Source organism: Xanthomonas sp. 3793, assembly GCF_024806835.1.
In the GTDB taxonomy this organism is placed as follows: domain Bacteria; phylum Pseudomonadota; class Gammaproteobacteria; order Xanthomonadales; family Xanthomonadaceae; genus Xanthomonas; species Xanthomonas arboricola_F.
This window is the reverse complement of the sequence record NZ_JANTYU010000002.1, coordinates 219896-245814: the sequence shown is the minus strand read 5'-3', so window position 1 is coordinate 245814 and position 25919 is coordinate 219896. Positions and strand designations below refer to the sequence as shown.

General features: G+C 63.8%; 19 protein-coding genes and 2 pseudogenes. 10 read left to right on the top strand and 11 right to left on the bottom strand.

Going from position 1 to position 25919, the window contains the following annotated elements:
- Nucleotides 1–488 precede the first annotated feature (488 nt).
- Nucleotides 489–2843, top strand: a complete 2355-nt coding sequence (locus FHY18_RS07385; RefSeq protein ID WP_259153165.1) for a GH92 family glycosyl hydrolase — start codon at nucleotides 489–491, stop codon at nucleotides 2841–2843.
- Nucleotide 2844: 1 nt separating this feature from the next.
- Here FHY18_RS07385 and FHY18_RS07380 read toward each other — a convergent pair whose 3' ends face one another.
- Nucleotides 2845–3552, bottom strand: coding sequence for a DUF429 domain-containing protein (locus tag FHY18_RS07380; RefSeq protein WP_259153164.1), 708 nt, complete (start codon nucleotides 3550–3552; stop codon nucleotides 2845–2847).
- A 184-nt stretch (nucleotides 3553–3736) separates the two neighbouring features.
- Between FHY18_RS07380 and FHY18_RS07375 the strand changes: the two genes are divergently transcribed.
- Nucleotides 3737–4639: an SDR family oxidoreductase gene (locus FHY18_RS07375; RefSeq protein WP_259153163.1), complete on the top strand. Its 903-nt coding sequence runs from the start codon at nucleotides 3737–3739 to the stop codon at nucleotides 4637–4639.
- A gap of 296 nt (nucleotides 4640–4935) precedes the next feature.
- On the opposite strand, the gene FHY18_RS07370 is transcribed toward FHY18_RS07375, so the two are convergent.
- The 4 genes from FHY18_RS07370 to FHY18_RS07355 all read right to left on the bottom strand — a co-directional run bounded on the left by FHY18_RS07370 (nucleotide 4936) and on the right by FHY18_RS07355 (nucleotide 8556).
- Nucleotides 4936–6399, bottom strand: coding sequence for a glycoside hydrolase family 30 protein (locus FHY18_RS07370; protein WP_326521206.1), 1464 nt, complete (start codon nucleotides 6397–6399; stop codon nucleotides 4936–4938).
- The gene (locus tag FHY18_RS07365; protein WP_259153160.1) at nucleotides 6399–6542 is read right to left on the bottom strand and encodes a hypothetical protein; all 144 of its coding nucleotides are present in this window, start codon (nucleotides 6540–6542) and stop codon (nucleotides 6399–6401) included. Before FHY18_RS07365 ends, FHY18_RS07370 begins: the two co-directional genes overlap by 1 nt.
- A gap of 356 nt (nucleotides 6543–6898) precedes the next feature.
- Entirely contained in the window at nucleotides 6899–7768 is an 870-nt protein-coding gene (locus FHY18_RS07360) for an NAD(P)H-hydrate dehydratase (protein ID WP_259153158.1), read from the bottom strand.
- Nucleotides 7768–8556, bottom strand: a complete 789-nt coding sequence (locus FHY18_RS07355) for a histidine phosphatase family protein (RefSeq protein ID WP_259153157.1) — start codon at nucleotides 8554–8556, stop codon at nucleotides 7768–7770. The genes FHY18_RS07360 and FHY18_RS07355 overlap by 1 nt, the downstream gene beginning before the upstream one ends.
- Before the next feature lie 173 nt (nucleotides 8557–8729).
- Here FHY18_RS07355 and FHY18_RS07350 point away from each other — a divergent pair, with 173 nt between their 5' ends.
- From FHY18_RS07350 to FHY18_RS07340, 3 genes are all read left to right on the top strand, one after another.
- Complete coding sequence (locus tag FHY18_RS07350) at nucleotides 8730–9359, top strand: TetR/AcrR family transcriptional regulator (protein WP_259153156.1); 630 nt, start codon at nucleotides 8730–8732, stop codon at nucleotides 9357–9359.
- 218 nt (nucleotides 9360–9577) lie between these two features.
- Nucleotides 9578–11047 (top strand): XVIPCD domain-containing protein, encoded by a 1470-nt coding sequence (locus FHY18_RS07345; protein ID WP_259153155.1) that lies wholly within the window; start codon nucleotides 9578–9580, stop codon nucleotides 11045–11047.
- Nucleotides 11044–11988: a hypothetical protein gene (locus FHY18_RS07340; protein ID WP_259153153.1), complete on the top strand. Its 945-nt coding sequence runs from the start codon at nucleotides 11044–11046 to the stop codon at nucleotides 11986–11988. Before FHY18_RS07345 ends, FHY18_RS07340 begins: the two co-directional genes overlap by 4 nt.
- A gap of 111 nt (nucleotides 11989–12099) precedes the next feature.
- Here the strand turns inward: FHY18_RS07340 and FHY18_RS07335 are convergent, their stop codons facing one another.
- A complete protein-coding gene (locus tag FHY18_RS07335; RefSeq protein WP_259153151.1) occupies nucleotides 12100–12369 on the bottom strand; it encodes a hypothetical protein in 270 nt (89 codons plus the stop codon).
- Nucleotides 12366–12662, bottom strand: coding sequence for a hypothetical protein (locus FHY18_RS07330; RefSeq protein ID WP_259153149.1), 297 nt, complete (start codon nucleotides 12660–12662; stop codon nucleotides 12366–12368). The genes FHY18_RS07335 and FHY18_RS07330 overlap by 4 nt, the downstream gene beginning before the upstream one ends.
- Nucleotides 12663–13238: 576 nt before the next feature.
- On the opposite strand from FHY18_RS07330, the gene hsdR reads away from it, so the two are divergent.
- The 5 genes from hsdR (at nucleotide 13239) to FHY18_RS07305 (ending at nucleotide 22686) form a co-directional block, all read left to right on the top strand.
- Entirely contained in the window at nucleotides 13239–16712 is a 3474-nt protein-coding gene (gene hsdR / locus FHY18_RS07325) for a type I restriction-modification system endonuclease (RefSeq protein WP_259153147.1), read from the top strand.
- A gap of 88 nt (nucleotides 16713–16800) precedes the next feature.
- Nucleotides 16801–18003, top strand: coding sequence for a Fic family protein (locus FHY18_RS07320; RefSeq protein ID WP_259153146.1), 1203 nt, complete (start codon nucleotides 16801–16803; stop codon nucleotides 18001–18003).
- Nucleotides 18000–19538: a type I restriction-modification system subunit M gene (locus tag FHY18_RS07315; protein ID WP_259153144.1), complete on the top strand. Its 1539-nt coding sequence runs from the start codon at nucleotides 18000–18002 to the stop codon at nucleotides 19536–19538. Before FHY18_RS07320 ends, FHY18_RS07315 begins: the two co-directional genes overlap by 4 nt.
- Nucleotides 19531–20847: a restriction endonuclease subunit S gene (locus tag FHY18_RS07310; RefSeq protein WP_259153143.1), complete on the top strand. Its 1317-nt coding sequence runs from the start codon at nucleotides 19531–19533 to the stop codon at nucleotides 20845–20847. Before FHY18_RS07315 ends, FHY18_RS07310 begins: the two co-directional genes overlap by 8 nt.
- Nucleotides 20848–20883: 36 nt before the next feature.
- Nucleotides 20884–22686 carry a DUF262 domain-containing protein gene (locus tag FHY18_RS07305; protein WP_259153142.1) on the top strand — a complete coding sequence of 601 codons (1803 nt, stop codon included), beginning with the start codon at nucleotides 20884–20886 and terminating at the stop codon, nucleotides 22684–22686.
- Nucleotides 22687–22882: 196 nt separating this feature from the next.
- Here the strand turns inward: FHY18_RS07305 and FHY18_RS07300 are convergent.
- The 4 genes and pseudogenes from FHY18_RS07300 to FHY18_RS07285 all read right to left on the bottom strand — a co-directional run.
- Nucleotides 22883–22975 (bottom strand): annotated as a pseudogene (locus FHY18_RS07300) (MarR family transcriptional regulator); the annotation flags it as partial.
- Nucleotides 22976–23015: 40 nt separating this feature from the next.
- A pseudogene (locus FHY18_RS07295) lies at nucleotides 23016–23392 on the bottom strand (XVIPCD domain-containing protein); the annotation flags it as partial.
- 151 nt (nucleotides 23393–23543) lie between these two features.
- Entirely contained in the window at nucleotides 23544–24494 is a 951-nt protein-coding gene (locus FHY18_RS07290; RefSeq protein ID WP_259153141.1) for a hypothetical protein, read from the bottom strand.
- 166 nt (nucleotides 24495–24660) lie between these two features.
- Entirely contained in the window at nucleotides 24661–25584 is a 924-nt protein-coding gene (locus FHY18_RS07285; RefSeq protein ID WP_259153140.1) for a hypothetical protein, read from the bottom strand.
- Nucleotides 25585–25919 lie beyond the last annotated feature (335 nt).

Below are 25919 nucleotides of genomic sequence, written 5' to 3'. Positions count from 1 at the left end.
TTGTTGTTGCGTTGCCGAGCACGTGGCGCACATCGTGTTGGCCGCACGCAGCGGGGCGGCGTTTTCATACCGCCACCGAATGAAGCGGCGCATCTGGCGGACGTGCCGTAGAAGTTCTGGTTGGGTACGTCAGTGGCAAGCATGCCGGCCAGGTCAAGGCCCCAGCGAGCCGCCCGCAACATTGGTCACGTACATCGATCGACGATAGCGGCGTTCGATGTCGTTGACTGGCAGATGTTGATTGGCACAGACGCACGCGTTGAAGCATCCCGATGCGGAATCTTCAACGCGATAGCCGCATGCCGCGCCTCCTCGTGCACGATGGGATGCTGCGCTGCTGCTTGCGTACTCGCTTTGCCAAGCATCGCCAACACATATGGCGCTAACGGCCGCAACAGCGACTACTTGGTCGTTCACGGCGTAATGCCTGTGGCCGGCAACGCCGCTGTGCTACGGTCCGGCGCTGCATCCGCCCGGAGACGTTTCGCATGCCGCACCGATCGATCGCATCCTCTCGCCTGCGCTGGCTGGTGCTGCTGGCCAGCCTTGCTGTCACTACCGGCAACGCAGCGCCGCGCGCGGCCGAGGCCGCCTTCAGCGCAGTGGATCCGTTCATCGGCACCGGTGGCGAAGGCCACACCTATCCCGGCGCCACGGTGCCGTTCGGCATGGTGCAGCTGAGCCCGGATACGCAGATCAAGCCGCGCAAGGAGGCCTATGGCTGGGCCGCCGGTTACCGACACAGCGACAGCACCATCGTGGGCTTCTCGCATACGCACTTTTCCGGCTCCGGGCATTCGGACCTGGGCGATGTCCTGCTGATGCCGCAGGTTGGCGAGGTCAAACTCGAACGCGGCGATATCACCAAGCCCGGCAGCGGCTATACCGCGCAGTTCGACCACGCCAGCGAGCAGGCGCAGCCCGGCTATTACGCGGTCACCTTGAAAGACCGCAACATCCGCGCAGAACTCACCGCCAGTGCGCGTGTGGGCGTGCATCGCTACACCTTCCCCAAGGGCGTACCGGCGCATGTGCTGGTGGACCTGCGCACCAGCCTGTACGACTACCCCGGCAAGGTGCAGTGGTCGCGGCTGCGCGTACGCGGCGATGGCACCGTCACCGGCTTTCGCGAAACCCGCGGCTGGGCACCCGGCCGCCAGCTGTACTTCGCCATGCGCTTCTCCCGCCCGCTCACCGCCACGCAATTGCACGACACCGAGCAGAACGTCCCGTACAAGGGCTTTCCGCCGCCGGGCGAGAAGAATCCCGCGCAGCGCGCACAGATCGAAGGCCGGCAACTGGTCGGCGTGTTCGATGTCGCCAACGATGGCACGCCGCTGGTGGTCAAGGTCGCGCTGTCGCCGGTCAGCGAAGCCGGCGCCATCGCCAATCTCGATGCCGAGGTGCCCGGCTTCGATTTCGACCGCGTGCGCGCCGATGCACGCGCGCAGTGGACGCAGGCGCTGTCGGCGATCGACGCGCAAGGCACGCCGCAACAACGCACCCAGCTCTACACCGCGCTGTATCACACCCTGCTCGGCCCCACCCTGTTCATGGACAGCGATGGCCAGTACCGCGGGCCGGACAATGCCGTGCATCAGGCGCGTGGCTGGACCAACTACTCCACCTTCTCGCTGTGGGACACCTACCGCGCGCTGCATCCGCTGCTGACTCTGGTGCAGCCGCCGCAACGCAGCAGCGACATGGTCAATTCATTGCTCGCCTCGCGCCGCGAGAGCGCCTACGGCATCCTGCCCGTCTGGGCGTTCCACGGCCTGGAAACCTGGTGCATGATCGGCTACCACGCCGTGCCGGTGATTGCCGATGCCTACATGAAAGGCATCGGCGGCTTCGATGCCAACGAAGCATTGGACGCCATGGTCGCCAGCGCCAACTACGGCCCCTACGACGGCATCGCGCAGTACCGCGAGCTGGGCTATGTGCCTATCGACGAAGAAGGCGAAGCCGCGTCCAAGACGCTGGAATACGCCTTCGACGACTGGACCATCGCGCGCATGGCCGACAAGCTCGGCAAGCCCGCCATCGCCGCAGAATTCAGCAAGCGCGCCGGCAACTGGAAGCACGCCTTCGACCCGGCCACCGGCTACATGCGCGCACGCACCCGTGCCGGCGACTTCCGCGCGCCGTTCGCCCCCTCGGCCAGCGGCTACGGCAGCGACTACACCGAAGGCAATGCCTGGCAGTACTCCTGGTATGTGCCGCAGGACGTCGCAGGACTTGCAGCCGCACATGGCGGCGAAGACACGCTGCTCGCGCGCCTGGATGCGGTGTTCGATGCCAAGGTCGACCCCAAGGTGTTCGAACACATGGAAGACATCACCGGCCTGATCGGCTGGTATGCGCACGGCAACGAGCCCAGCCACCATGTCGCCTATCTGTACGCCTACGCCGGCCAGCCCTGGCGCACCCAGGCGCGGCTGACCCAGATCATGAACACCCAGTATCACGCCGGCCCCGAAGGCCTGGCCGGCAACGACGATCTCGGCCAGATGTCGGCTTGGTACGTGTTCACCACGCTGGGCTTCTATCCGGTGGCACCGGGCAGCAACCAGTACATCATCGGCCGGCCGTTCCTGCCGCGCGCCACGCTCAAGCTGCCCAATGGCAAGCGCTTCAGCGTGATCGCCGATGGCCTGAGCAAGGCGCGCAGCTACGTCGGCAGCGCCACCCTCAACGGCCAGCCGCTGAGCCGCGCCTACCTCACGCATGAAGAAATCCAGGCCGGCGGCGAACTGCGCTTCCGCATGCAGGCCACGCCGAACACGCAATGGGCCACCGATCCGGCGCAGCGGCCGTATTCGATGTCGACGCAGACGCGCTGAGTCAGTAGTGGATGCCCATGCGCAGCCCGCAGGCATCGCGCTCCACCACCGCCGGCAGGCTGCCGGCGGTACCTGCGGCAATGCGCTGCGCGCTCCAGCAGGCCACCAGGGCATCCAGCACATCGTCCGGCTTGGCCAGCGCACGCGGCACGCGCTCCAGCAACGCGGCCACCTGCCTGGCGCCATAGCACTGGCCCAGCAGGGCGGCGCGCTGTTGGTGGCCCGCACCGCTCTTCTTGCCCGCCGCCAGGCCATGCCCGCCGGCGAGCACGGCGAAGGAAACTTCCGGGTGCACCTCGAACACGCGCTCCGCCCACGCCGGATCGGCGCGCAAGGCATCGTCCCAGGCGCGAATCTTCGACAGCAGCGCAAACGACTGCGCGCCAAAGCCGCGCTGCCCGTCGTGGTCCAGCACCCGATGCAACGCAGAGGCTTCTGCCTGCGTACGTGCATGCAACATGCCCCGCAGTGGCGCGGCAAAGATGCTGCATGCGCGGCGCCCACCGACAAAGCGCCGCGCCTGCGCATCCGCAACGCGGGGTGCGTGCTCGCTCAAGCCGATCGGAATGTCCACGCCCAGCACAGCGACGCCGCCCAATGCGCTCGCCAGCGCGGCAACACTGGGGTAGCCGGCGAACTGCAAGCCATCGCCGGCCTCCCACACCGCCAGCCATCCGCTGCCGGCGCCATCGATCCCTACACACTGCATTGCGGTCCTCCCGGTCGTGGCCTGCGTGCACGGCGCAGCAGCACCGCACGCACGCCATCTGCGTGACGCGTTCACATCATGCACAACATTCGTTCACCCGCACGCATCGCCGTGGTTTCCAGACTGCACTGCATCGGCCGCAGCACGCTGCGGCCCTGCCATCCCCCACTGCAGGAGCCAGCGCATGTCCAGCACCAAAAACCAGTACGAAATGCAGAACCCGCTCACCCAGTTTCCGCAGCCCAAGTTCCCCGAGCAGACCCAGGAAGCGCCGGGCACCATCCATGCATTGCAGCCCAAGGCCGACCACGGCGAGCAGAGCTACCAGGGCTTCGGCCGCCTGAAGGGCCGCAAGGCGCTGATCACCGGCGCCGACTCCGGCATCGGCCGCGCCACTGCGATTGCCTATGCACGCGAAGGCGCCGACATCGTGCTGAACTACCTGCCGGAAGAAGAGCAGGACGCCGCGGAAGTGGTGAAGTTGATCCAGGCCGAAGGCCGCAAAGCCATCAGCATCCCGGGCGACCTGAAGGACGAAGCCTTCTGCAATGAATTGGTCGCACGCGCGGTCGCCGAGCTCGGCGGGCTGGACCTGCTGGTCAACATCGCCGGCAAGCAGACCGCGATGAAGGATATCGCCGACATCACCACCGAGCAGTTCGACGCCACCTACAAGACCAACGTGTACGCGATGTTCTGGCTGTGCAAGGCGGCCATCCCGCACCTGCCGCCGGGCGCATCCATCATCAACACCGGCTCGATCCAGTCCTACCAGCCCTCGCCGACGCTGCTGGACTACGCGTCCACCAAGGCCGCCATCGTCAACTTCACCAAGGGCCTGGCCCAGCAGGTCGCCGACAAGGGCATCCGCGTCAACGCCGTCGCCCCCGGCCCGGTGTGGACCCCGCTGCAGCCCAGCGGCGGCCAGCCGCCGGAAAAGATTCCCGAGTTCGGCTCGGAAACCCCGCTCAAGCGCGCCGGCCAGCCGGTGGAGATGGCGCCGCTGTATGTGATCCTGGCCTCACAGGAATCCAGCTATGTGACGGGCGAAGTATTCGGTGCCACCGGCGGTTTGTTGCTGTCCTGAGGCAGCTGAAAGCGCACTTCCAACGTCACGCCACCAGAACCCTGCCGATCGCTGCATACGGAGCGTATCGGCAGGGTTTTCTTCGGTGGCGTTCTTGGTGCTGGCGATCGCGTCTTTGCTACTGGCGACAATATCGAGGGCTGATGTATCCGTAAAACGGAAACGCAAGGTAATTCGACCGACTACGCAAGGAAGGCTTCGATCATGCAGAAGCCTCCTTCTCCCCCCGGGAGAAGGTGCCCGAAGGGCGGATGAGGGTACGCAATCTCTACTAAAACTCCGCCCACAGTCCGCGCTTACTGCATCACCACCGTCTGGATCGCGTGCGCCGGGATCTCCAATTCACTGGACGCCTCACCCACATACAGGTTGTAACGGATCGCCACGTCACTGGCATTCATAACCACCGTCGCCAGGCTGCCATCGGTGTTGAGAAAGGACGTCGTTGCCAGATTGCTGCGGCTGCTGGCCGCGCTCACCCGCCGCGCACCGGGGCGGATGAACTTGGAAAAGTGACCGATATACCAATAGCTCGGCGTGTAGATCACCTCGCCGGTGCGCGTGTCGGCATGCACCGGCGCAAAGCAGTAATTGCCCACATGGTTCGGCCCGCCGGTCTGGTCGAGCAGAATGTTCCAGTCGGTCCAGCCCACCGCCCCATGATTGAGATCGTTGATGATGGCAGTGCCATAGCGCTCGCCGTTGGGCCAGTACTGCAACTTTGCCGGGTCGAACTTTTCCACCGCTGCTTCGGTCAGCAATAGCGGCTTGTCCGGGTACGCCTGCGCCACCGCCGCCACGTTCTCCACCATCGGCGCGAACCCGGCCCAGGTCTCGTACCAGTGGAAGCCCATGCCCCATGCATATCTGGCGGCTTCCGGATCGTCGAAGATCACATGCGCGCGGTGCAGCATCATGTCGCGGTTGTGGTCCCACACGATGATCTTGCGGTCGCCATAGCCGGCCTGCTCCATCGTCGGGCCGAGGTAGTTCTTCAAAAAGTCGCGCTCTTCCTCGGCGGAAAACACCATCGACTCCCAGGTCTGCACCGCCATCGGCTCGTTCTGCAGGCTGATGCCCCAGATCGGGATGCCGGCCTTTTCGTAGGCCGCAATAAAACGCGTGTAGTAGGTGGCCCAGGCCGGCGCATACGCGGGCAGCAACTTGCCGCCCTTGAGCATGTTGTTGCTGTCTTTCATGAAGGCCGGCGCGCTCCACGGGCTGGCGAATGTCGTCAACGTGCCGCCGGCCGCCGCGATGGCCTGGCGCAGCATCGGGATGCGATAACGCTCATCGTGCCTGACCGAAAAGCTCTTCAGCGCCGCATCGCCTTCCTTGATGTAGGTGTAGCTGCCGCTGCTGAAATCCGAGCTGTGGATGGTGGTGCGCGCCAGCGTATAGCCAATGCCCTTTTGCGGGTCGTAATAGGCGGTGAGCAATGCGCGCTGCGCAGGCTTGGGCAGCCTGGCGAAGGTCTCGGCACTGGCATCGGTTATCGCCCCGCCGATGCCCAGCACCTCCTGGAAGCGCCGCTGCGGATTGACGAAGATGGAGTTCTCCTTCTCGGTCAACGCATGCCCGGCCCTGGGCGCCTCGGCGGTGCTGGCGCGCATCTGCTGCGCTGCGCCTTGGGCGGAGGTGTAGACGCGTAGTGCGCCGGCGGGTGCTGCTGGCGGAGCAGCAGCATCCGCAACCGCAGCGTCTACCGCCGTCGATGCGGGCGTGGATGCAGACGGTGCCGTCGATGCCGGCCTCGGAATCAGCGTTGCTGCTGTTGCAGATGCAGCTGTTGCTGCAGCTGTTGCTGCTGTTGCTGCTGTTGCTGCTGTTGCAGATGCAGATACAGATACAGATACAGATGCAGATGCAGATGCAGGTGCCAACACCGTTTCAGTCGCAGCACCCCAAACTCCCAGAACCCCCACCATCGACCAGGCAATCGTTCGCTTCACCGTGCACCCTCCCAGGTTGGTGACCAAGCCTAACCGAGCAACGCGGCGCAACATCGCGCAACAAACGAGCGCAACCATGCATCCTTCCATCGCCGCACTTTCCCTTCTCCCCTCGGGAGAAGGTGGCCCGAAGGGCCGGATGAGGGTACGTCTGCTCAGAGTGCAAGCTGCCCCCTGCAATCAGGCAGCAACATAAACCCCATCTGGAAAGACAGCCCCACGACTCCAGCAAGCGTACCCTCACCCCAACCCCTCTCCCACTGGACAGGGCTTTGGTCCGCGTGCGGCATCAAGCGATTGGCTTCAATCACCGGCGCGCCAACCGATCCAAAATCCCAGGCACTTCCAATCCAAGCTCGCGCGCCAGAAACCCCACCGGCCCGATCCGCTTGGCCAACTGCCTGCCCGCTGCTGCATGCACAAACACGCCCCATAGCGCAGCGCCCAACGCATCGCAGCCGCGCGCGGCAAACCCGGCAATCAATCCCGCCAGGACATCGCCAGATCCGGAGGTGCCCAACCCGGATGCGCCCCCGCGATGCATCCACAACGCACCGTCGGGCCCGGCAATGAAACTGTCCGCGCCCTTGACGATCACCACGCTGCGCAGCTTCTGCGCAAACTTCAGCGCGTACTCCCCCGGCGCCGCTTCTACCGCTGCCTTGTCGTCGCCGGCCAGGGTCGCCATCTCGCCCGCGTGCGGCGTCAGCACGAACGGCCGCCCGATCGGCGCCCGCAAGCCGCGCGACAACGCACCGGCATCGAGCACCAAGGTGCACACCGCCTGTTCGGCAGCGCGCCTGACCATCGCCGTGGTGGTGGCCGACGACGCCATGCCCGGCCCGATCACTGCCGCGTCGCAGGCCGCCATCGCCCCATCCAGCGCGCGGTGCCCGCGCACGATCTCGCCGTGCGCGTTCTGCGCCAATCCCAACACCAGGGCTTCGGGCACAGCCAACGCCATGCCCGGCGCCACGCTGACGGCGGTGGCGATCTGCAACTTGCCCGCACCGGTGCGCAGCGCCGCCTCGCCGGCCAACAGCACCGCGCCCGGCACGCGCATCGAGCCACCCACGATCAACACGCGCCCGCGCTGCTCCTTGTCGCCGCCAGGTGCCGGCAACGGCATCGACCGCAAGGCGGCGGCGGTAAGCAGGCGCACGCGCGGGGCGGCCATCAGCGCGCGCCGGCCGGGCGGTCGGACTCGGTGGTCACCGGCTCATCAGCCAGCTCCGGCGGCACAAAATTGGTGTGCAGCAACTCCAGCGATTGCCCGTCGGCCGCAACCGCATACCCGGTGACCCCGCAGTTGGGCACATCGCCTTCGCGATCGATGTCCAGGATGGTTGCCTCGTCCATCCGCTCGATCAGGTAGCGGAAGCAATTGACGATCACCTGATGCCCCACGATCAGTACCCGCGCGCCCACATGGTTGCGTTGCAGATCGCCCACGATGGCGCGCAGCCGGAAGATCACATCGCACCAGCTTTCGCCACCGGGCGGGCGGAAGTAGAACTTGCCTACCAGGTTGCGTTGCTCGAAGAGCGCTGGAAACGCCTCTCGAATACCGGACGTGGTGTAACGGTCGAGCACGCCAAATTCCTTCTCGCGCAAACGCTCGTCCACGCTGACCGACTCGGCCGGCTGCCCCAGCGCACGCGCCACTGCAGCGGCGGTCTGGCGCGCACGCACATAGGTGGAACTCAGGATCAGCGTCGGGCGCTCCTGCTCGGGCAGACCGGCCATCCACGCCCCCAACGCCTCGGCCTGGCGCTCGCCCAGTGGCGAGAGCGGAATATCCGCATCGCGATGCTCCAGGTCGATCAGCGCCGCACCATTGGCTTCCGCCACGTCGCGCGCCACATTGCCTGCGCTCTGCCCATGCCGCACCACCCACAACCGCGCCGGCCACTGCGCCGACACGCCGGCTACCGCACTGTTCTCACTCACACGCTTCTCCTGCATAACGTCGCCTCACATGTCGCACAGCCACCGTGAAAACATGGTTGACCAGCGCATCTGTGACCGGCGTTTCAATACGCATGCGCATCCATGACTGATGGCCTATCAGCAAGCGAACGCAACGGACGACTAACGCCGCGCCGCTATACTGCAGCCCCCCGCTGATCTACCGCCCCATGTCCAACGTCCTGTTGCTGCGCACGGCAAAAGAGCGCGAAGAACTGCTGCTGGAAGAGGTGCTGGACGCCACCGAGCAGTGCATCGACGTCATCGGCCTCAGTGCCACCAGCTTCGAGCTGATCGCCGAGCGCGCCAAGGTCAGCTGCGGCAGCCTGCTGCAACGTTTCGAAGACAAGGACGCGCTGGTGCGCGCCCTGCTGGAGCGCAACTACATGCGCGCCATCCGCCAGATGTGGCTGGTGGAACGCCCAGCCAATGTGCACGTGGTGGATTTCATCGCCGGCCTGCTCGAAGAATGGCTGCTGCAGGAAATCAACATCAAGCGCACCCGCATCGACCTGGAACTGCACCTGGCCACCCTGCGCGACCCGGTGCTGGCCGCCTTCATGCGCAGGCAAAGCGCATCGCTGATCGAACACCTCAGCGCCCTGCTCAAGCGCCTGCTGCGCGGCCACGCCGACCCGGCCAGCAGCCAACAGGAATTCCAGGCCCGCGTCTTCGCCGTTGCCGCCATGTGCGGCGGCCTGCACAGCGTGATGACCAGCGGCATGGAACTCAACCGCATGCATTTGCAGCTGATCCTGCGGGAGAGTTTGTCGGGGATTTTGAAGTCTGCGCCGGTGTAGCGACTGAAAGCCTAAGCGTTCGATCTTCAACCGAATCTGTCCGATATTTAAAGCCTGCGTCGGACGCAGATCGATGAGACATTCCGTACCGTTACGGGCGAAGCTGCTATTCATACAGATCAGCAGCTGCGAAGCGGTTGAATCATCGCTAATTCGGTGGTACATCGGCAACTTGTTCAGCTCGCTGATCGCCATCCAAGGACCTCAAGGAGAGAGACATGCCGGAACTTGATATCAACGCATCTGCTGACGAAGTCGCACGCCTGTTCAACCAAGGCCAGGCCCGCGAGGCAGCCATGCGGCTGGACGCGTTGCGCCAGGACCAATCACTACTAGTGCAAGAGGCTTTGGACCGCTCAGTCGCTTCGCGTGCAGCGGAGCGAATTGATGCACTTCAGCGCCCCGGCGGGCTGCCGGCAACAGACGCTTCGACAGTAGGGCCAGTTATTACTCGACTGGAAGCAGCACGTAATGCTCCCCGTTTTCCTGGTGCTGAGGAAACGCGCGATCTTTCTCAGGCGCAGCAACACGACATTTACGCAAGCATTGTTGAAACGCGAGGCGATGATGCCGCGCACCAAGCCTTGGCGACGCAAGATAGGGTCATTGTTGGGCTTCGCAACGAAAATCGGACAACGCAAGGAACCGATTCACAAACGGGAGACACGAACAGTAGGGGTACGGGTGTGTATGACGATCGCATCGTTGTGCTGTGGAGGGCTTCCGACGGCACACGTCACGCACGCGAATTCAATGATGTGACAACGGAACCCACTGCTCAGTACGACGGACACGCCAAGACAACTCCACGCAGCCAAGGCTATGAACAGGTAAACGCCAAGGCTAAAACCGAGGGCGAAGATGTCAATCGTGATGGTGTTCGCGACCTTGGGCGCATGGCGGAGGGAACAACGGAGATGGGCCGAGCAACGCATCCGCGACGCGGCCATCCCGATGAATTCGCATTGCGTCCTACAGATGCGGCTATGGCGAATGGGAGTCGCCGGGTTGAGCGCGATAGCAATGGCGATGGGTGGTTCGATGCTCGCGACACGCAAGGCGTTCAAGACCTCAACAACACGTTTAAGATTCATCGCGGCAGCGGGCGCAATACCGACTCAGCTGGATGCCAAACCATAGGAGGTAACGATTACGACACCTTCGTAAGCACGGTCCGTGGGACGCCTGGTCAGGACCGCTGGCAGTACGTATTGACTTCAGTGGCACCGACGCAAACGTTGCGACAGAATCAAGAGCGGGAGAATTTTCAGCCAGGTACCACCCCTGATCCTCGGGCGCCCGGGCACCCGGACCATGGCCTACAGCAACAAATCAGTGGCCATTTGACCGCACTAGGCGGGCACTACGCGCAAAATGCAGGTAGCTACAGCTTGGCATTACTCTACGAAGCCAAGGCAAACGGCATGACACGTGTTGATAATCTGGTCCCCAGCAACGCAACCGGAACACAGGCCGAAGGCACGCGAATTTTTCTGGTTCAGGGGCAAGACAACGATCCTGCGGCGTTGAGGGTTGCCAGCGAGACGGCCACCATTGCAGCAACGCCCGTCGAGACAAGTCTGCAGCGGCTTCACCAGCAGCAGCAAACTGCGATCGAGACGCAAGGGCAGCAACAGCAACAGCAACAGCAACAGCAACAGCAACAGCCTGCGATTGGAGGCAGATGAAAATGCAAAGCAACCGTTGCTTGCCTACACTCGCACTTCTCGCGTTTCTGACAGTTACCGGCTGTTCCCAGCAAGCGCCTGCGTCGTCTGCCAGGATCAATCCGCCGGCTACCACACCACTTCCCGACTCCAGCACGGGCCCCAAAAACGCACCTCACCTTGCCCAGGCGTTGCCTGGGGTCGCAAGCCCTAACAATCGAACTGCAGCCAACGGCAGCTATCGACCTATTCCCGACGAGGTCATTGCTGCGCTGCTTTCGCTGCCAACAGACTCACTCCACATCCCACGCCCGCTTCTGAAGCATCTGCTGGAGAAGCAGAGCAGTTACGTCGTCGAGATACCGCATGGCACCTCGCCCTCCGACTTGCGCATCACCAGTACCGGGCAGTCCGGTGCCGCGTACTTTATATGGGTACGTGTCTTTCAAGGCGTGTCCCCGGGCGTGGTGGGGTACCTTGCGCTTGTCAGCGCATCCTGCAAGGAGCTTGAGCACCTTCCGCCCGACAAAACGTTGGATGCGGCAAGACAACAGTGCGCAAAGCCTGGCAATCAGCGATTAGGCGGCGGCCTGCGCGCATACCGCATTGCAAATGGCCAAGCCGAGGATGTGACCACGAGCATCCGACAGCCCGAAGACACGCTAGGCCGCGAACTTTACAAGCGCTATCAGGCCGCCGGTGCAAGCGAGGCGTTCCTCGATGCCTCGCGCCTGGACCAAGTCCCCGTCGGCCGATGGATCATGGAGCTCGACCCCGAGCAACCGCTAGCCAAAGACGCGCCCCGCGCCTTCGATCGCGGCATGCGGGTGCATGCCGGCTTTTTTCTCTGGAACGGCGACCACTTCGAGAACCGCGACACCGTGCCTGCAAGCCTATGGCCGTGTACGGACAGGCCGTCGGAATGCATCGAGGAAGATCGCTACGTCACTGCCGACAAGTGAGGCATCTGCGCGATGACTGTCGACACGTCCAGCCCAGCTTAGTAGTTGCTCGACGTCGCGGTTACAGAGCACACCTACGCCGAAACATCAGCGCCCCAATGGCCTGAGTCATTAAATCCGCTGAAGCTCCAACTGGTCCAGGATGCGATGCATGGCACCGGCCGCATCAAAGATCGCGCCGCCCAGCACGGGCAAGGTGCGGCGGTCCAGCCAATCGGCGTTGCCGGCAACGATCACATCGCCAAGGGCGGCGATGGTCAGCAACAACTGATCCAGCGCGTCTACTTGCTCCAAGGTAATGCCGAAGGCAAACGCATTAGGTTGCATGCCATCCCCTGCCCGCCTTCGCGCCGGGGCCGACGCCATCACCGGCCGGCTCATACGGCCTTCCCTGAGCCGGCACGCTCACGGTCAGGGGCCTCGGGCTCCAGGAGTGCGGGCCACTGCACCTGTGCCAGTGCCTGCGTTACTTGCTCGGCCAGCAGCTCCAGGCAGCACGCCAGCTCGTCCATACGGATGACTGGTTGCCTCGCCTGCTCTTCGGCCCTCGAGCGCGGCTGCGCCAGGCGCGCCAAAAAACGCATGTGGTCGTGCAGTTGCTGCAAGCGGTACTGCGCGCCTTCTGGCAGGTAGTAGCCCGGGTGTGACTGCGCATCTCGTAAAACGTCCGACATGGCCTGCTCCTCATTCCATGGAATCAGCCCGCCCGCCGCAAGGCGACGGACGGGAAGTCGGGAGGCTCGAAACCGCGAACAGCCGGCGGGCGTATTCCCCTTGCGGGTGTTGTATTAGCCGCCCTCCCGACGCAGGCATCACGTCGGTTGCACCCACAAAAGTTGCAGGCACAAAAAACCCACCGGTTTGTCGGAGGTGGGTACCGCTGTTCGGGGAGTTTCGAGGCTCCGTGAGGTGATCGTGCTACTACAGATTACCGTCGTCAAGGAGTACCGCCTTCAAGGCCTTCGGCACCTGCAATTTCATATAGGCAGTAGACTCATTTCAAACGAATCATCAGGCAGAAGCATCCATGCTGCCGCCGAATTTCATTGCGGCAACGACTTGTGTTGTCGACAAAAGACTGGGAATTCACAGGAAAAACTTGCGCAGTTGCCAACAAGGTCGCTGCGACGGCCCAAGCCATCGCATATCGGTCCATCGCATCCGGCGCTAGAATGACCACGGCAGCGTCGGTGACCTATGAGGGCTACCGCGAGATGCCATCCCGCCGGGCGCCAAGTACGGATACGCGTGTGACTGTCGACAGCAACTTTTCCTTCCTGCAGGAACACGATCCGGTCTTCTTCAAACTGGCCTCGATGGCCGAGCAGGTCTTTGCCAGCGATCCCAACACCACGCTGATCAAGCTCCGGCAGTTCGCCGAAGCGCTTGCCCAGGATCTCGCTGGGCGCGCCGGCATCATCCACGACCAACGGACGACCCAGGCGGATCTGATCTACCAGCTCGCACGCGAGCTGCGCCTGGACCGGCGGATCCAGGAGCTGTTCCACGTACTGCGGGTCGAGGGCAACAAGGCGACCCACGGCTTCACCACGCAACACCGCGAAGCGATGGATGGCCTGAAGGTCGCCCGCGACTTGGCGGTCTGGTACCACCGGGCCTTCGGCAGGAACGCCGCCGAATTCAAGGCTGGTGCTTTCCTGCCCCCGAAGGATCCAGCCGCGCCGTTGCGTGAAGTACAGGCCGAGGTCCATCGCCTGAAAGCGGAGCTGGATACCGCCCGCCAGCAACACGACCAGAGCCAGGCGCTCGCCGAACTCAAGGACAGCGAAGCCAAGCTCAACGCCGAGCTCGCCGAAGCGATGGACGTCGAAGCGCGTGCGCAGTCGGCGCTGGCAGTCCAACGCGAACAGGAACTGCAACGGCTTCGCCAGGACTTCGAACAACGCATCGCCAGCCTGCAACGGCCGGATACCGCCCGCCAGGCCGCCACCCAACAGGTCGCCGGCGCCACCCAGCAGGCCAGCAACAATTTTGACCTCAGCGAAGACCTCACCCGCATCCTGATCGACCAACAGCTGCGCGAGGCCGGCTGGGAAGCAGACTCGCTCGACCTCACCCACGCCAAGGGCATCCGCCCGGAAAAAGGTCGCAACCTCGCCATCGCCGAGTGGCCCACCAAGGTGCCGCGCGCCAACGCCGACTATGTGCTGTTCGCCGGTCTCACGCCGGTCGCCATCGTCGAGGCCAAGCGCAAGCAGATCAACATCGCCGACCGGATTCCCCAGGCCGAGCGCTACGCGCGCGACTTTGTGATGCGTGGCGAGCTGGCCCCCGCCTACCCGGCCACCCCCTCGATCGCAGGCTGGGCCGACGGCCAGGGCGGCCATTTCCAAGTGCCGCTCGCATTCGCCTGCAATGGCCGTCCTTTCGTGAAACAACTGGCCGAGCAATCGGGCATCTGGTTCCGCGACCTGCGCTCACCGGCCAATCTGCGGCGCCCGCTGCAGAAGTTCCACACGCCCGAGGACATCGCCGATCTGCTCAGCCGCGATCGCGACCAGGCCGAGCGCGACCTGGCCCAGGAAGGCTTCGCTTACCTCAACCTGCGCGACTACCAGCAGCGCGCGATCCAGGCAGTGGAAGGCGCGCTGGCATCGGGCTCACGCAACTGCCTGCTGGCGATGGCGACCGGCACCGGCAAGACGCGCACAATGATTGGCCTGATCTACCGTCTGCTCAAGGCCGAGCGCTTTCACAGGGTTCTGTTCCTGGTCGACCGCTCCGCGCTCGGCACCCAGGCCACCGAGACGATGCAGGACATGCAGCTTGAGCAGAACCAGACGCTGGCGCAGATCTACAATCTCGATGGCCTGGACGACACCCGCACCGCCGATGAGACCCGCGTGCAGGTCGCCACGGTGCAGGCCATGGTCCGGCGCATTTTCCAGTCCGATGACCGGCCACCGATCGGCACCTTCGACTGTATCGTCGTCGACGAGGCCCACCGCGGTTACACGCTCGACCAGGAAATGACCGACGGCGAGCTGGCCGTGCGCGACCACGCGCAATACCTGTCGCAATACCGCCGCGTGCTCGACTACTTCGATGCCTGCCGTATCGGCCTGACCGCCACGCCGGCCAAGCACACCACCGAAATCTTCGGCAAGCCGATCTACACCTACAGCTACCGCGAAGCAGTGGCAGATGACTGGCTGATCGACCACGAGCCGCCCATCCGCTACACCACCGCGCTCGGCAAGAACGGCATCCACTTCGATCGCGGCGAGCGCGTCAGCGTCATCAACACGCAGACCGGCGAAGTCGATACCGCAGACCTGGAAGACGAGCTCGACTTCAATATCGAGTCGTTCAACCGGCGTGTGATCACCGCGGACTTCGACCGGGTCGTCTGCGAGCAGCTCGCCATCGAACTGGACCCGGACGGCGAGGAAAAGACCCTGATCTTCTGCGTCAGCCAGCCCCACGCCGAACGCGTCAAGAACCAGCTGGACGAGGCCTTCAAACAGGTCCATGGCAATTACTACAACCAGGCCAGCGTCGCGGTGATCACCGGCAAAAGCGACAAGGTCGACCAGCTGATTCGCAACTACAAGAACGAGCGCTTCCCCAATATCGCCATCACCGTCGACCTGCTGACCACCGGCGTCGATGTGCCGCGTATCGCCAACCTGGTGTTCATGCGCCGGGTCCGCTCGCGCATCCTCTACGAACAGATGAAGGGCCGCGCCACCCGCCGCTGCGACGACATCGGCAAGACCGTGTTCCGCATCTTCGATCCGGTGGATCTGTACGCCGCGCTCGAAGACGTCGACACCATGCGCCCGCTGGTCAAGGACCCCAACATCAGCATCGAGCAGCTGGTCCACGAGCTCGGCCAGCAGCGCAGCTTCGATGCCCCCGGCAGCAACGGCGGCAGCCATGCCGACGACGCGCTCGACCAGTTGAGCCAGCGCATCATGCGCGTGCTGCGCAAGGCCCAGCATCGCGCCGAGCAGCGCCCGGATCTGCGCGACAAGCTCAGCGAGCTGGAAACCGCCTGGGGCGTGGCGCCCGCCGTGCTGCACACCCATCTGCACAAGCTCGGCGCGCGCAATGCCGCCAGCTTCCTCCGCGAACACCCGCGCCTGGTGGAGCAACTGGCCGAAGTGGGCGTGCTGCTGGGCACGGACCGCTACCCGGTCATTTCCGAACACACTGACACCCTGCTCGAACGCGCACAGAACTACGGCGTCAACGAAGCCCCGGCCGATTACCTGGACAGCTTCAACGCCTTCATCCGCGAGCAGATCAACCAGTCCGCCGCGCTCAGCGTCATCGTCAACCGCCCCCGCGACCTCACCCGCGCCCAGCTGCGCGAGGTGCGCCTGCTGCTCGACCAGCACGGCTACAGCGAGGCCCACCTGCGCGGCGCCTGGCGCGACAGCACCCAGCAGGAGGTCGCTGCCAGCATCATCGGCTACATACGCCGTGCCGCGCTGGGCGAGGCATTGGTACCGTTCGAGCAGCGCGTCGACAAGGCCATGCAGGGCATCTATGCCCAGCGCAACTGGACGCCGGTGCAGCGGCGCTGGCTCAAGCGGCTGGCCCAGCAGCTGATACACGAGGTGGTGATGGACCGCGACACGGTACAACGCAACTTCAGCGGCGACGGCGGCGCCCTGCAGTTGGACCGCCTGCTCGATGGCCGGCTGGACCAAATCCTGGGCGACCTGGGCGAGCATCTGTGGGAACAGACGGGCTGAGTTGGTAGTTCACACTGGCGCATGAGCCGATTAGCCGGGATAATCGGCTCATCCAAAGAGCCAATTAACCCAGCCAATCGGCTCACCGATGCCCAACCACACAACCGAACCCCGCCCCCGCTGGATCTGGCAGCAGCCCGACTGGCCTCGCTTCCATTGGCAGGCAGATGCCCTGGCGGCAGTTCTGCGCGACTGCCAGCACGCCCACGGCCAGCTGCTCGGCATGGCCGGCGCGGTCGCCGGCGACCAGCAGGCCGCCGAAGCGCTCGACACCCTGCTCTCCAACATCGTCACCTCCTCGGCCATTGAGGGCGAGCGGCTGGATGTCGGCTCGGTACGCTCCTCGCTGGCCCGCCATCTGGGCCTGGCCGAAGACAGCCCGCGCCGCACCACTGGCCGCAGCGAGGGGCTGGCCGAGCTGATGCTAGACGCCACTGGCCACGCCGACGCCCTGCTGGACCTGCCCCGCCTGCTGCAATGGCACCGCTGGCTGTTTGCCGAACAGGGCAGCCTGCTGCCCACGCGCATCCGTATCGGCGCGCTGCGTGGCGATGAGCCGATGCAGGTTGTCTCCGGCCGGCTCGACCGCCCCACCGTCCACTTCGAAGCCCCGCCGCGCGAGGGGCTCGACACCCAGCTCGCCGCCTTCCTCGACTGGTTCGCCAGCTCGCGCACCGACGCCACGCTGGACCCGCTGCTGCGTGCCGGCATCGCCCATCTGTGGTTCGTCACTCTGCACCCGTTCGACGACGGCAATGGCCGCCTCACCCGCGCACTCACCGATCTCGCCCTGGCCCAGGCGCAACCGCAGGCGATCCGCCTCCACGCACTGTCGGCCAGCATCCTTGCCGACCGCAGCGGCTATTACCGCAGCCTGGAAACTACCCAGAAAGGCCTGCTCGACATCACCCACTGGCTGCACTGGTTCCTCACCACCCTGCACGACAGCCTGGTGCAGGCACTGCACCGTATCGATCGGGTATTGGCCAAAGCACGCTTCTGGCAGCAGCATCACGCGCAGCCGCTGTCGGCCGAACAGGTCAAGGTGCTCAACCGCCTGCTCGATGGCGGCGAGCGCGGCTTCGAACACGGCATCAGCGCCTCGCAATACCAGGCCGTGGCCAAGGTCTCCAAGGCCACCGCCACCCGCCACCTGGCCGACCTGCTGGAAAAAGGCTGCCTGCGCCGCTTGCCCGGCAGTGGCCGCAGCACCCGTTACGCCATCAACACGCCGGCCTCCAGCATCGCGCTGCCGGCCCGCACCACTTCAGAACAAGGCAGCACCCCATGACCCATAACGACATCGTCCAGAAACTCTGGAACCTCTGCGACGTCCTGCGCGACGACGGCATCAACTACAGCGATTACGTCACCGAGCTGGTGCTGTTGCTGTTCGTCAAGATGGAATACGAGCAGGTACGCAACAACGACGCCTTCGAGCACAAGCTGCCCGCCGGCAGCCGCTGGCCTGATCTCAACGGCAAGTCCGGCCTCAACCTGCTCAACCACTACCGGCAGATGCTGTTGGACCTGGGCAAGAGCAGCGATCCGATGATCGCCGCCATCTACGCCGACGCGCAGACCCGGCTCAAGGAGCCGCGCCATCTGGAAACCCTGGTCACCGCGCTCGACGGGCTGGACTGGTTCAGCGCGCGCCAGGACGGCCTGGGCGACCTTTACGAAGGCCTGTTGCAGAAGAACGCCAACGAGACCAAGTCCGGTGCCGGCCAGTACTTCACCCCACGTGCGCTGATCGACGCCATCATCCGCTGCCTGCAGCCGCAGCCCGGCGAAACCCTGCAGGATCCGGCCGCCGGTACCGCCGGCTTTCTGATCGCCGCCGATGCCTACATCAAGGCCAACACCGACGATCTGTACACGCTCGACGACAAGGCCCGCCGCTTCCAGCAGCAAAAGGCCTATACCGGCATGGAGCTGGTGCCCGGCACCCGCCGCCTGGCGCTGATGAACTGCCTGCTGCACGGCATGTCCGGCGAAGGCGCCGGCGTGGTCCAGCTCGGCAACAGCCTCGGCAATGCCGGCGCCGCCTTGCCCAAGGTGGACATCATCCTGTCCAACCCGCCATTCGGCACCGCCAAGGGCGGCGGCGGCCCCACCCGTGACGACCTCACTTACAAGACCAGCAACAAGCAGCTCGCTTTTTTGCAGCACATCTACCGTGGCCTGAAGCCCGGTGGCCGCGCCGCCGTGGTGCTGCCGGACAACGTGCTGTTCGAGGCCGGCGTCGGTACCGAGATTCGCCGCGACCTGATGGACAAGTGCACCCTGCACACCCTGCTGCGCCTGCCCACCGGCATCTTCTACGCGCAGGGCGTCAAGACCAATGTGCTGTTCTTCCAGAAAGGCACCGCCGCCAACCCGCGCCAGGACACCGGCTGCACGCAGGCGACGTGGGTCTACGACCTGCGCAGCAACATGCCCAACTTTGGCAAGCGCACCCCGTTCGGGCCGACGCACCTCAAACCGTTCGAGGAGGCCTACGGCACCGACCCCAACGGCGCCAGCCCACGCACCGATGAAGGCGAGCAAAGCCGCTTCCGTTGCTTCACCCGCGCCCAGATCGCCGAGCGCGGCGACTCGCTGGATATCAGCTGGCTCAAGGATGCCGACAGCGTCGATGCCAACAGCCTGCCCGCGCCCGAAGTGCTGGCCGCCGAAGCGATGGCCGAACTCAGCGAAGCGTTGCGCGAGCTCGACGCGCTGATGCAGGCGCTGGGCGCCGGCGATGAAGCGCTGGAACAGAAGCGGCTGCTGGCCGAGGTGATGGGGCTGGAAGTGACCAGCAGCGAGGTGGACGGTGAGTGAGTTGCCGGTTGGGTGGGTGGAAGTCGAAATCGGCGACCTGTGCGAGTTGGTCAATGGCCGTGCCTTCAAGCCCCAAGAATGGTGCAAAGAAGGACTGCCCATCATCCGCATCCAGAACCTAAATCGCCCCGACGCCGCGTTCAATTTCTTCAAGGGAGAACTTGACCCCCGCCACTTTGTAGTGACAGGGCAGCTGCTTTTTGCGTGGTCTGGAACACCCGGAACTTCCTTCGGGGCGCACGTATGGAATGGCCCATCGGCAGCGCTGAATCAGCACATCTTCAAGATCGAATTCGATACTGAGCAGGTAGATAAAACATTCTTTCGGCACGCTATCAATCAGAAACTGGACGAGCTGATTGGATCAGCGCAGGGGGGCGTGGGTCTGCGCCATGTCACTAAAGGCACTTTCGAGAGAACGCAGATCACCCTGCCGCCGCTCGTAGAGCAAAAGCGCATTGCGCAGAAGCTGGATGCGCTGCTGGCCCAGGTCGACACCCTCAAGGCCCGCATCGACGCCGTCCCCGCCCTGCTCAAGCGCTTCCGCAAAGGCGTACTTGCGTCGGCAATTACTGGAAAGCTCACAGAAGTCACCTTCACCGCCACCATCCAGCTCTCGAAGGTCGGCGAGATCACCGGCGGCATCACTAAGAATGCGAAGCGAGGCTCTTTCGAACTCTCCGTTCCTTATCTGCGGGTGGCGAATGTACAAGCTGGCTACCTTGATCTTACGGAAGTGCGCGACATTGGGGTTTCACCGTCAGAAGCGCAAAAGACCGCGCTCGAGCGAGGCGACATCCTAATAGTTGAAGGAAACGGAAGTCTTGAGCACATCGGCAGAGCCGCCACGTGGCACGGTGAGATCAATGGCTGCTGTCATCAGAACCACTTGATTCGCTGGAGATCCAATGGAGGTGCTCTACCAGAGTTTGTAATGATCTATCTCTCATCACCACAGGGAAGATCTGATTTGGTGAAGGTAGCCAAGAGCACCACTGGGCTGCACACCCTCAGCATTAGCAAAGTGTCATCACTAACTATTCCGGTTGCCGATCTGCAGCAGCAACAGCAGATCGTCCGCCGCGTCGAACAGCTCTTCGCCTACGCCAACCAGCTGGAAGCCAAGGTCACCGCCGTCAAGCAGCGCATCGACGCGCTGACGCAGAGCCTGCTTGCCAAGGCCTTCCGCGGCGAACTGGTGCCGCAGGACCCCAGCGACGAACCGGCCAGCGTGCTGCTGGAACGCATCCGCACCCAGCGCGCCGCCACGCCCAAACCGAAGCGCGGCCGCAAGGCGGCGACAAGCTGATCTGATCCATCCCATCCATCACAAGGAAGCGAACCCATGACCACATTCGACAGCACCAAACTGCCATTGAAGGACCTGCTCAAGGACGTCGTCCAAGGCAAGATCCAGCTACCGGATTTCCAGCGCGGCTGGGTCTGGGATGACGAACATGTGCGCAGCCTGCTGGTCAGCCTGGGGCGCTCATTCCCGGTGGGCGCAGTCATGCTGCTGGAAACCGGCGGCGAGGTGCGCTTCCAGGTCCGCCCGGTGGAGAACGTGCCGCTGCAGGGACTGGCCGCGCCGGAGAAGCTGATCCTCGACGGTCAGCAGCGTCTGACTACGCTGACCCAGGTGCTCAAGCTGTCCGGCCCGGTCAAGACCACCACCGACAAAGGCAAGCCGGTCGACCGCCACTACTACATCCACATCCCCACCGCCCTGGCCGGCCCTGACCGGCTGGACGAGGCCATCATCGCCACCGACGGCAGCCGCCAGCAGCGCAGCGACTTCGGCCGCAGGCTGGATCTGGACCTGTCCACGCGCGAGCTGGAATGCAAACAGCTGTACTTCCCATGCTCGGAGATCCTGGAGGCGATGGGCTGGCTGCAGGACCTGTTCAAGTTCAACGCCGCTGCGCAGGCGCAATTCTTTGAGTTCAAAGAAACGGTGCTCGATGCATACAACGAGTACCAGATTCCACTGATCGTGCTGAAGAAGGAGACCAGCAAGGAAGCAGTGTGCCTGGTGTTCGAGAAGGTCAACACCGGCGGCGTCCCGCTGTCGGTGTTCGAGCTGGTGACCGCCAGCTACGCCGCCGATGGCTACAACCTGCGCGACGACTGGTACGGCAGCGAGCTGCGTAAGGTGTCCTCGCGCTACAAGCGGCTGGCGAAGGAACCAATCCTGCGCGGGGTGGAGAACACCGACTTTCTGCAGGCGGTGACCATGCTGCACACGCTGGAAAAGCGCCGTGCCGATATCGAGGCCGGCAAGACCGGCAAGCAGGTGGCCCCGGTCAGCGCCAAGCGCGCATCGGTGCTGGAACTGCCGCTGGATGCCTACAAGCGCTGGGCTGACCCAGTTGAACAAGGGTTCCTGCGTGCGGCCAAGTTCCTGCGCCAGGAATGCTTCACTGCGCCACGCGACCTGCCTTACCGCACCCAGCTGGCGCCGTTGGCAGCGGTGCTGGCATTGATCGGGGCCAACGAACACTGGCGCGAGCCGCGCATCCACCAGAAGCTGGCGCAGTGGTTTTGGTGCGGCGTGCTGGGCGAACTCTACGGCGGCGCGGTGGAGACCCGTATTGCAAATGATGTCGATGAGTTGCTGAGCTGGATCGAACACGATGGCCAACCGCCGCGCACGATTGCCGATGCCACCTTCCAGATCGACCGCCTCGCCTCGCTGACCTCGCGACTGAGCGCCGCCTACAAGGGCATCAACGTGCTGGTGCTGCGCGAAGGCGCACAGGACTTGTTCTGGAAATCGCGTATCCGCGACCTGGAAGCCGACGAGGTAGCGCTGGACATCCACCACATCTTCCCGCGCGATTGGTGCGAAAAGCAGGACATCCCGCGTCGGCGCTACGACTCGATCATCAACAAGACGCCGATCTCCTACAAGGCCAACCGCATGATTGGCGGATCGGCCCCCTCCAGCTATCTGGCCGCCCTGCAGGCCCACAAGCAGGTCCAGCTGGACAACGTTGGCATGGATGCGCTGCTGACCAGCCATCGCATCCCGGTCGCCGCCCTGCGTGCCGATGACTTCGACAGCTTCTGCGATCAGCGCCAGCAGAACCTCTTGGCGCTGATCGAAGCGGCAATGGGAAAGCGCGCTGCAGCGGTGGAGACTGATTGACAGCCATCGCTTAGAGCTTCGCCACAAGCTCCTACTGCAGCGCCCCAGGGCGCTGCGTTTTCCAGCTCAGGGGGTAGGTATCGAAGACATCCGACGCCATGGCGCGCTTGCGGTTCGCGTAGACCACATCCGCGTTTACCGGACTCCAACCGTCTTTCGACGACATTGAGGACGTCCTCCAGGTCGTGACTGGAAAGTAGGTCCAGGCCTGGCTGGCCTGGGCGACCTGCTCGTACAGCACCACCAGATCCTGGGGCTTCAGTTCCACAGCCGGCCCGCCATATTCCATATTCTGGAATATGGAATATCCGTCGAGCGACAGGTTTTTGCAGCACGTGGTCAATCCGCTCGATCCCGTGCTCTTTTGCCAGACTGGCCAGGCTGGCGCTCAACCGCTCGCTATGCGCATCGCTGGCGCGGCCATACTGGCGTCCAACCGGCCAACCAAGGTGCTGGCCTGTGCATGCAACGGGTGAGACGCGGGTTGGGCGTCTTCTGCTGCGTGTCGCGGCCTCCCAGGCGCGGGCGCTACAGGCCCGCCGTTCTGCCGCTGCGGCTGGGCCGGCGGATGCCCCCGCTCTTTCTGCCCTGGCTGTGCCCCTTCATGCACTTGCCCTTGGTCCCGTGGCTGCACCCGCACCGGCCCGGGTGTGGTGCTGGTCAGCACGTATTGCCAGCGCGTCTGTGCAGGGTTGCTTTGAACCGCTCGGCCTGGATGCCAACATAGCGATCCAGGCTTTCTTGTACCACCTCTGGCTGCCCTTGGCGATGCGGTTCCAGCAAGGCAACTGCCACTGCGGAACGGTTGGCATTGAACAACGCAGCCACCTCGTCTGCACGCGCTTTGATGCTGATCTCTATGATCCTTGCCATCCGTGCTCTCCCTGCATGGAAGGCGTGACAAAGCGATCGCCCCTGCTGTCCAGCGCGTTGGAACAGGCAGGCTTTCCTTCGGCCACCGGCCTGCACGGCCATCGCGAGCGATCAACCTTGTCCATCAATTCAAAGCGCTGCCCGGTCCAGACCAGAAATCCGAAATGCAGATACGCCCAGTCGTTGTAATAGCGCGGGTCATTGGCAAGCGGCGCATCCGGATCCGACTCGATGACCCAGCGCAACACGGGAACCTGCCACAGGCGCGATACATCCAGAAGGGGAACCGGCTCGGCATAGGCTTGATAGCGCCGAACCTCCTGTTCGGACAAGGTGGGCGCAGCTGGCAACACCTCTCCACTGACATCCACCAGCCGGCCTTGCCCCTCAAACCGGAACGCGCGGACGCCCCCCGAATCCTTGCAGTCCATTGCCTGATCGGTGCACGTCGCCCCGCCAACCAGGTAAACGGTATTGCTCGGCTCGCGCGACTCGAACGAGCGCACCCAGAAAGCATTGGTCGCCAACGTGAAATCCGCGCGTGCGCCCAACCCAGGCGAAGCAACGTACGTGGCATTCTTCAAGGCCTGCATACGTGCCTCGGGGGCAACCGCCAGATCAGACGATGGGAGCGACAAAATGACCTCGGCCAGCGGACGCGGCGCAGGGCCGATGCATTCGTCGGCAGGCAGCAGCGCGCTGCGACCGGAAGCGCTTCGCTGCGACCGCGTTGAACAGGCTGCCCCCATGCCCTGCTCCAGCGCGAAGCGCTTCCAAGGTTTTGGAGAAGACGAAGGCACTGCCGGGTAAGCATTTCCGGTGGCGGGTGCTGTCGCAGGGGGCCGGGGTGCCGAGCGGGCGCTGTCTTGGGCGCATCCAGCTGCGACGATGAACACGGCCCCCACAACCAGTCCGTTCAAATGGCGATGCCGCATGCTCTGCTCCGTCTGGATGGCCTGGCTTAAGACAGGCCGATTTTTACCAGATGACACTCTTAGTGTTCTGTCGCACCGGTTACTGCTCTGGCCTGGTGCGACCTGCGCGTGAGCCGCTCACCTCATGCCGCACGCCATGCTTGGCAATCTGCACTGCCACACTGCATTACCGGGAAACGAAAGGGTCCTCACTCTCTGGATACTCCGCACATGCCGGTTCGCCGGTGCGCTGCTGGCGACAAGGCCACTGCGCTCTAGCGACTCGTTCTACCAGCTCGAAGCGTTCGTCTGTCCACCGAAGAAAACCAAAATGGGCGTAAGACCCGACGCGCTTCGGGTCATCGGTGGCCAGCGGCTGGTCAGGATCGAATTCCATCAACCATCGCATTGTCGGCGCCAAGGGCAGTTTGTCATCGAACAGAAAAAGCTCAGAGCCGCCGTGGTCGTTTTGCCGGGCAACATCTTCTGCAGTCAGGCTAGGCGCTGGTGGAAACACCGCTGCACTGACATCGCGTGCGGTGCCGTCCTTGGTGACGCGATACGCCTTTCGCCCTTTGCCTGACTGGCACGCGAGGCCAGCTTCGCCCGCGCCACATTTCACCGGCCAGACCAAGTACACCGTTTTGTCGGGATCAGCACTTTCAAACGAACGGATCGTTAGATCACCGGCAACCACGGTGAAGTCAGCGCGCCGTCCCAATCCGGGTGCGGCCACGTACACGGCATCGCGCAGGCTCGCTTCGCGCGCTTGCGGCGAGGCATCGACCGCATCTGCAGGCAGGGCAAGCAATGCAGCCGCCATATGCGCAGGTGCCGGGCCTTTGCAAAACCCGTCCCGTAGCAAAGGCGCAGGCGAGGAGCCCTGTGATTGCGTACGGTCCACACAGACGGCGCCCATCTGCCGTTCCAGTTTGAAGGGCACCCAAGGTGAAGGCGTGGCAGCAGGCGCCTGAGGAAAAGACGCTGCTTCGTGTGCACCACTTGGGGGCTTTGCGGCAGCCTGTTCCATCGAAAGCCGTGCACACCCAAGCGTCATGATGGGCACCAGCGCGGTCGCCACAATGCAATGCGTCAGCTTCTTCACGGGCATCCTTGAACGCAGAGGGCGAACGTCCCGGACTGTGGCCGCATGAAGAGGATGGGTCAAGCGACTGATCAAAGACGAAAAATGGTCCTGCAGCGCTCCCATTGTTGGACCGAAATAGACACGGGATCTCGCAACGATGCCATCTGGTAGGCATTCAGTGCGACCGTCCGGTTTGGACAGCAATTCGGCTAGTTTGAAACGTTCAACCAACACGCTGCGCGCGGCTCCCTGTGATCGCCAGCATTGCACAAGGAGGTTGAAGTGGCCTGTGTTGAAGCCAGCCTAGAACATGGAATGGCTCATAGACGCTGCCCTGCCCCATCCCGATTCACCGCACC

What these genes read in the sequence shown, in the direction of transcription:
- FHY18_RS07385 (WP_259153165.1), top strand. Translation starts at nt 489, where the DNA reads ATGCCGCACCGATCGATCGCATCCTCTCGCCTGCGCTGGCTGGTGCTG.
- FHY18_RS07380 (WP_259153164.1), bottom strand. Translation starts at nt 3,552, where the DNA reads ATGCAGTGTGTAGGGATCGATGGCGCCGGCAGCGGATGGCTGGCGGTG.
- FHY18_RS07375 (WP_259153163.1), top strand. Translation starts at nt 3,737, where the DNA reads ATGTCCAGCACCAAAAACCAGTACGAAATGCAGAACCCGCTCACCCAG.
- FHY18_RS07360 (WP_259153158.1), bottom strand. Translation starts at nt 7,768, where the DNA reads ATGGCCGCCCCGCGCGTGCGCCTGCTTACCGCCGCCGCCTTGCGGTCG.
- FHY18_RS07355 (WP_259153157.1), bottom strand. Translation starts at nt 8,556, where the DNA reads ATGCAGGAGAAGCGTGTGAGTGAGAACAGTGCGGTAGCCGGCGTGTCG.
- FHY18_RS07350 (WP_259153156.1), top strand. Translation starts at nt 8,730, where the DNA reads ATGTCCAACGTCCTGTTGCTGCGCACGGCAAAAGAGCGCGAAGAACTG.
- FHY18_RS07345 (WP_259153155.1), top strand. Translation starts at nt 9,578, where the DNA reads ATGCCGGAACTTGATATCAACGCATCTGCTGACGAAGTCGCACGCCTG.
- FHY18_RS07340 (WP_259153153.1), top strand. Translation starts at nt 11,044, where the DNA reads ATGAAAATGCAAAGCAACCGTTGCTTGCCTACACTCGCACTTCTCGCG.
- FHY18_RS07335 (WP_259153151.1), bottom strand. Translation starts at nt 12,369, where the DNA reads ATGAGCCGGCCGGTGATGGCGTCGGCCCCGGCGCGAAGGCGGGCAGGG.
- FHY18_RS07330 (WP_259153149.1), bottom strand. Translation starts at nt 12,662, where the DNA reads ATGTCGGACGTTTTACGAGATGCGCAGTCACACCCGGGCTACTACCTG.
- FHY18_RS07320 (WP_259153146.1), top strand. Translation starts at nt 16,801, where the DNA reads ATGCCCAACCACACAACCGAACCCCGCCCCCGCTGGATCTGGCAGCAG.
- FHY18_RS07315 (WP_259153144.1), top strand. Translation starts at nt 18,000, where the DNA reads ATGACCCATAACGACATCGTCCAGAAACTCTGGAACCTCTGCGACGTC.
- FHY18_RS07305 (WP_259153142.1), top strand. Translation starts at nt 20,884, where the DNA reads ATGACCACATTCGACAGCACCAAACTGCCATTGAAGGACCTGCTCAAG.
- FHY18_RS07290 (WP_259153141.1), bottom strand. Translation starts at nt 24,494, where the DNA reads ATGCGGCATCGCCATTTGAACGGACTGGTTGTGGGGGCCGTGTTCATC.
- FHY18_RS07285 (WP_259153140.1), bottom strand. Translation starts at nt 25,584, where the DNA reads ATGCCCGTGAAGAAGCTGACGCATTGCATTGTGGCGACCGCGCTGGTG.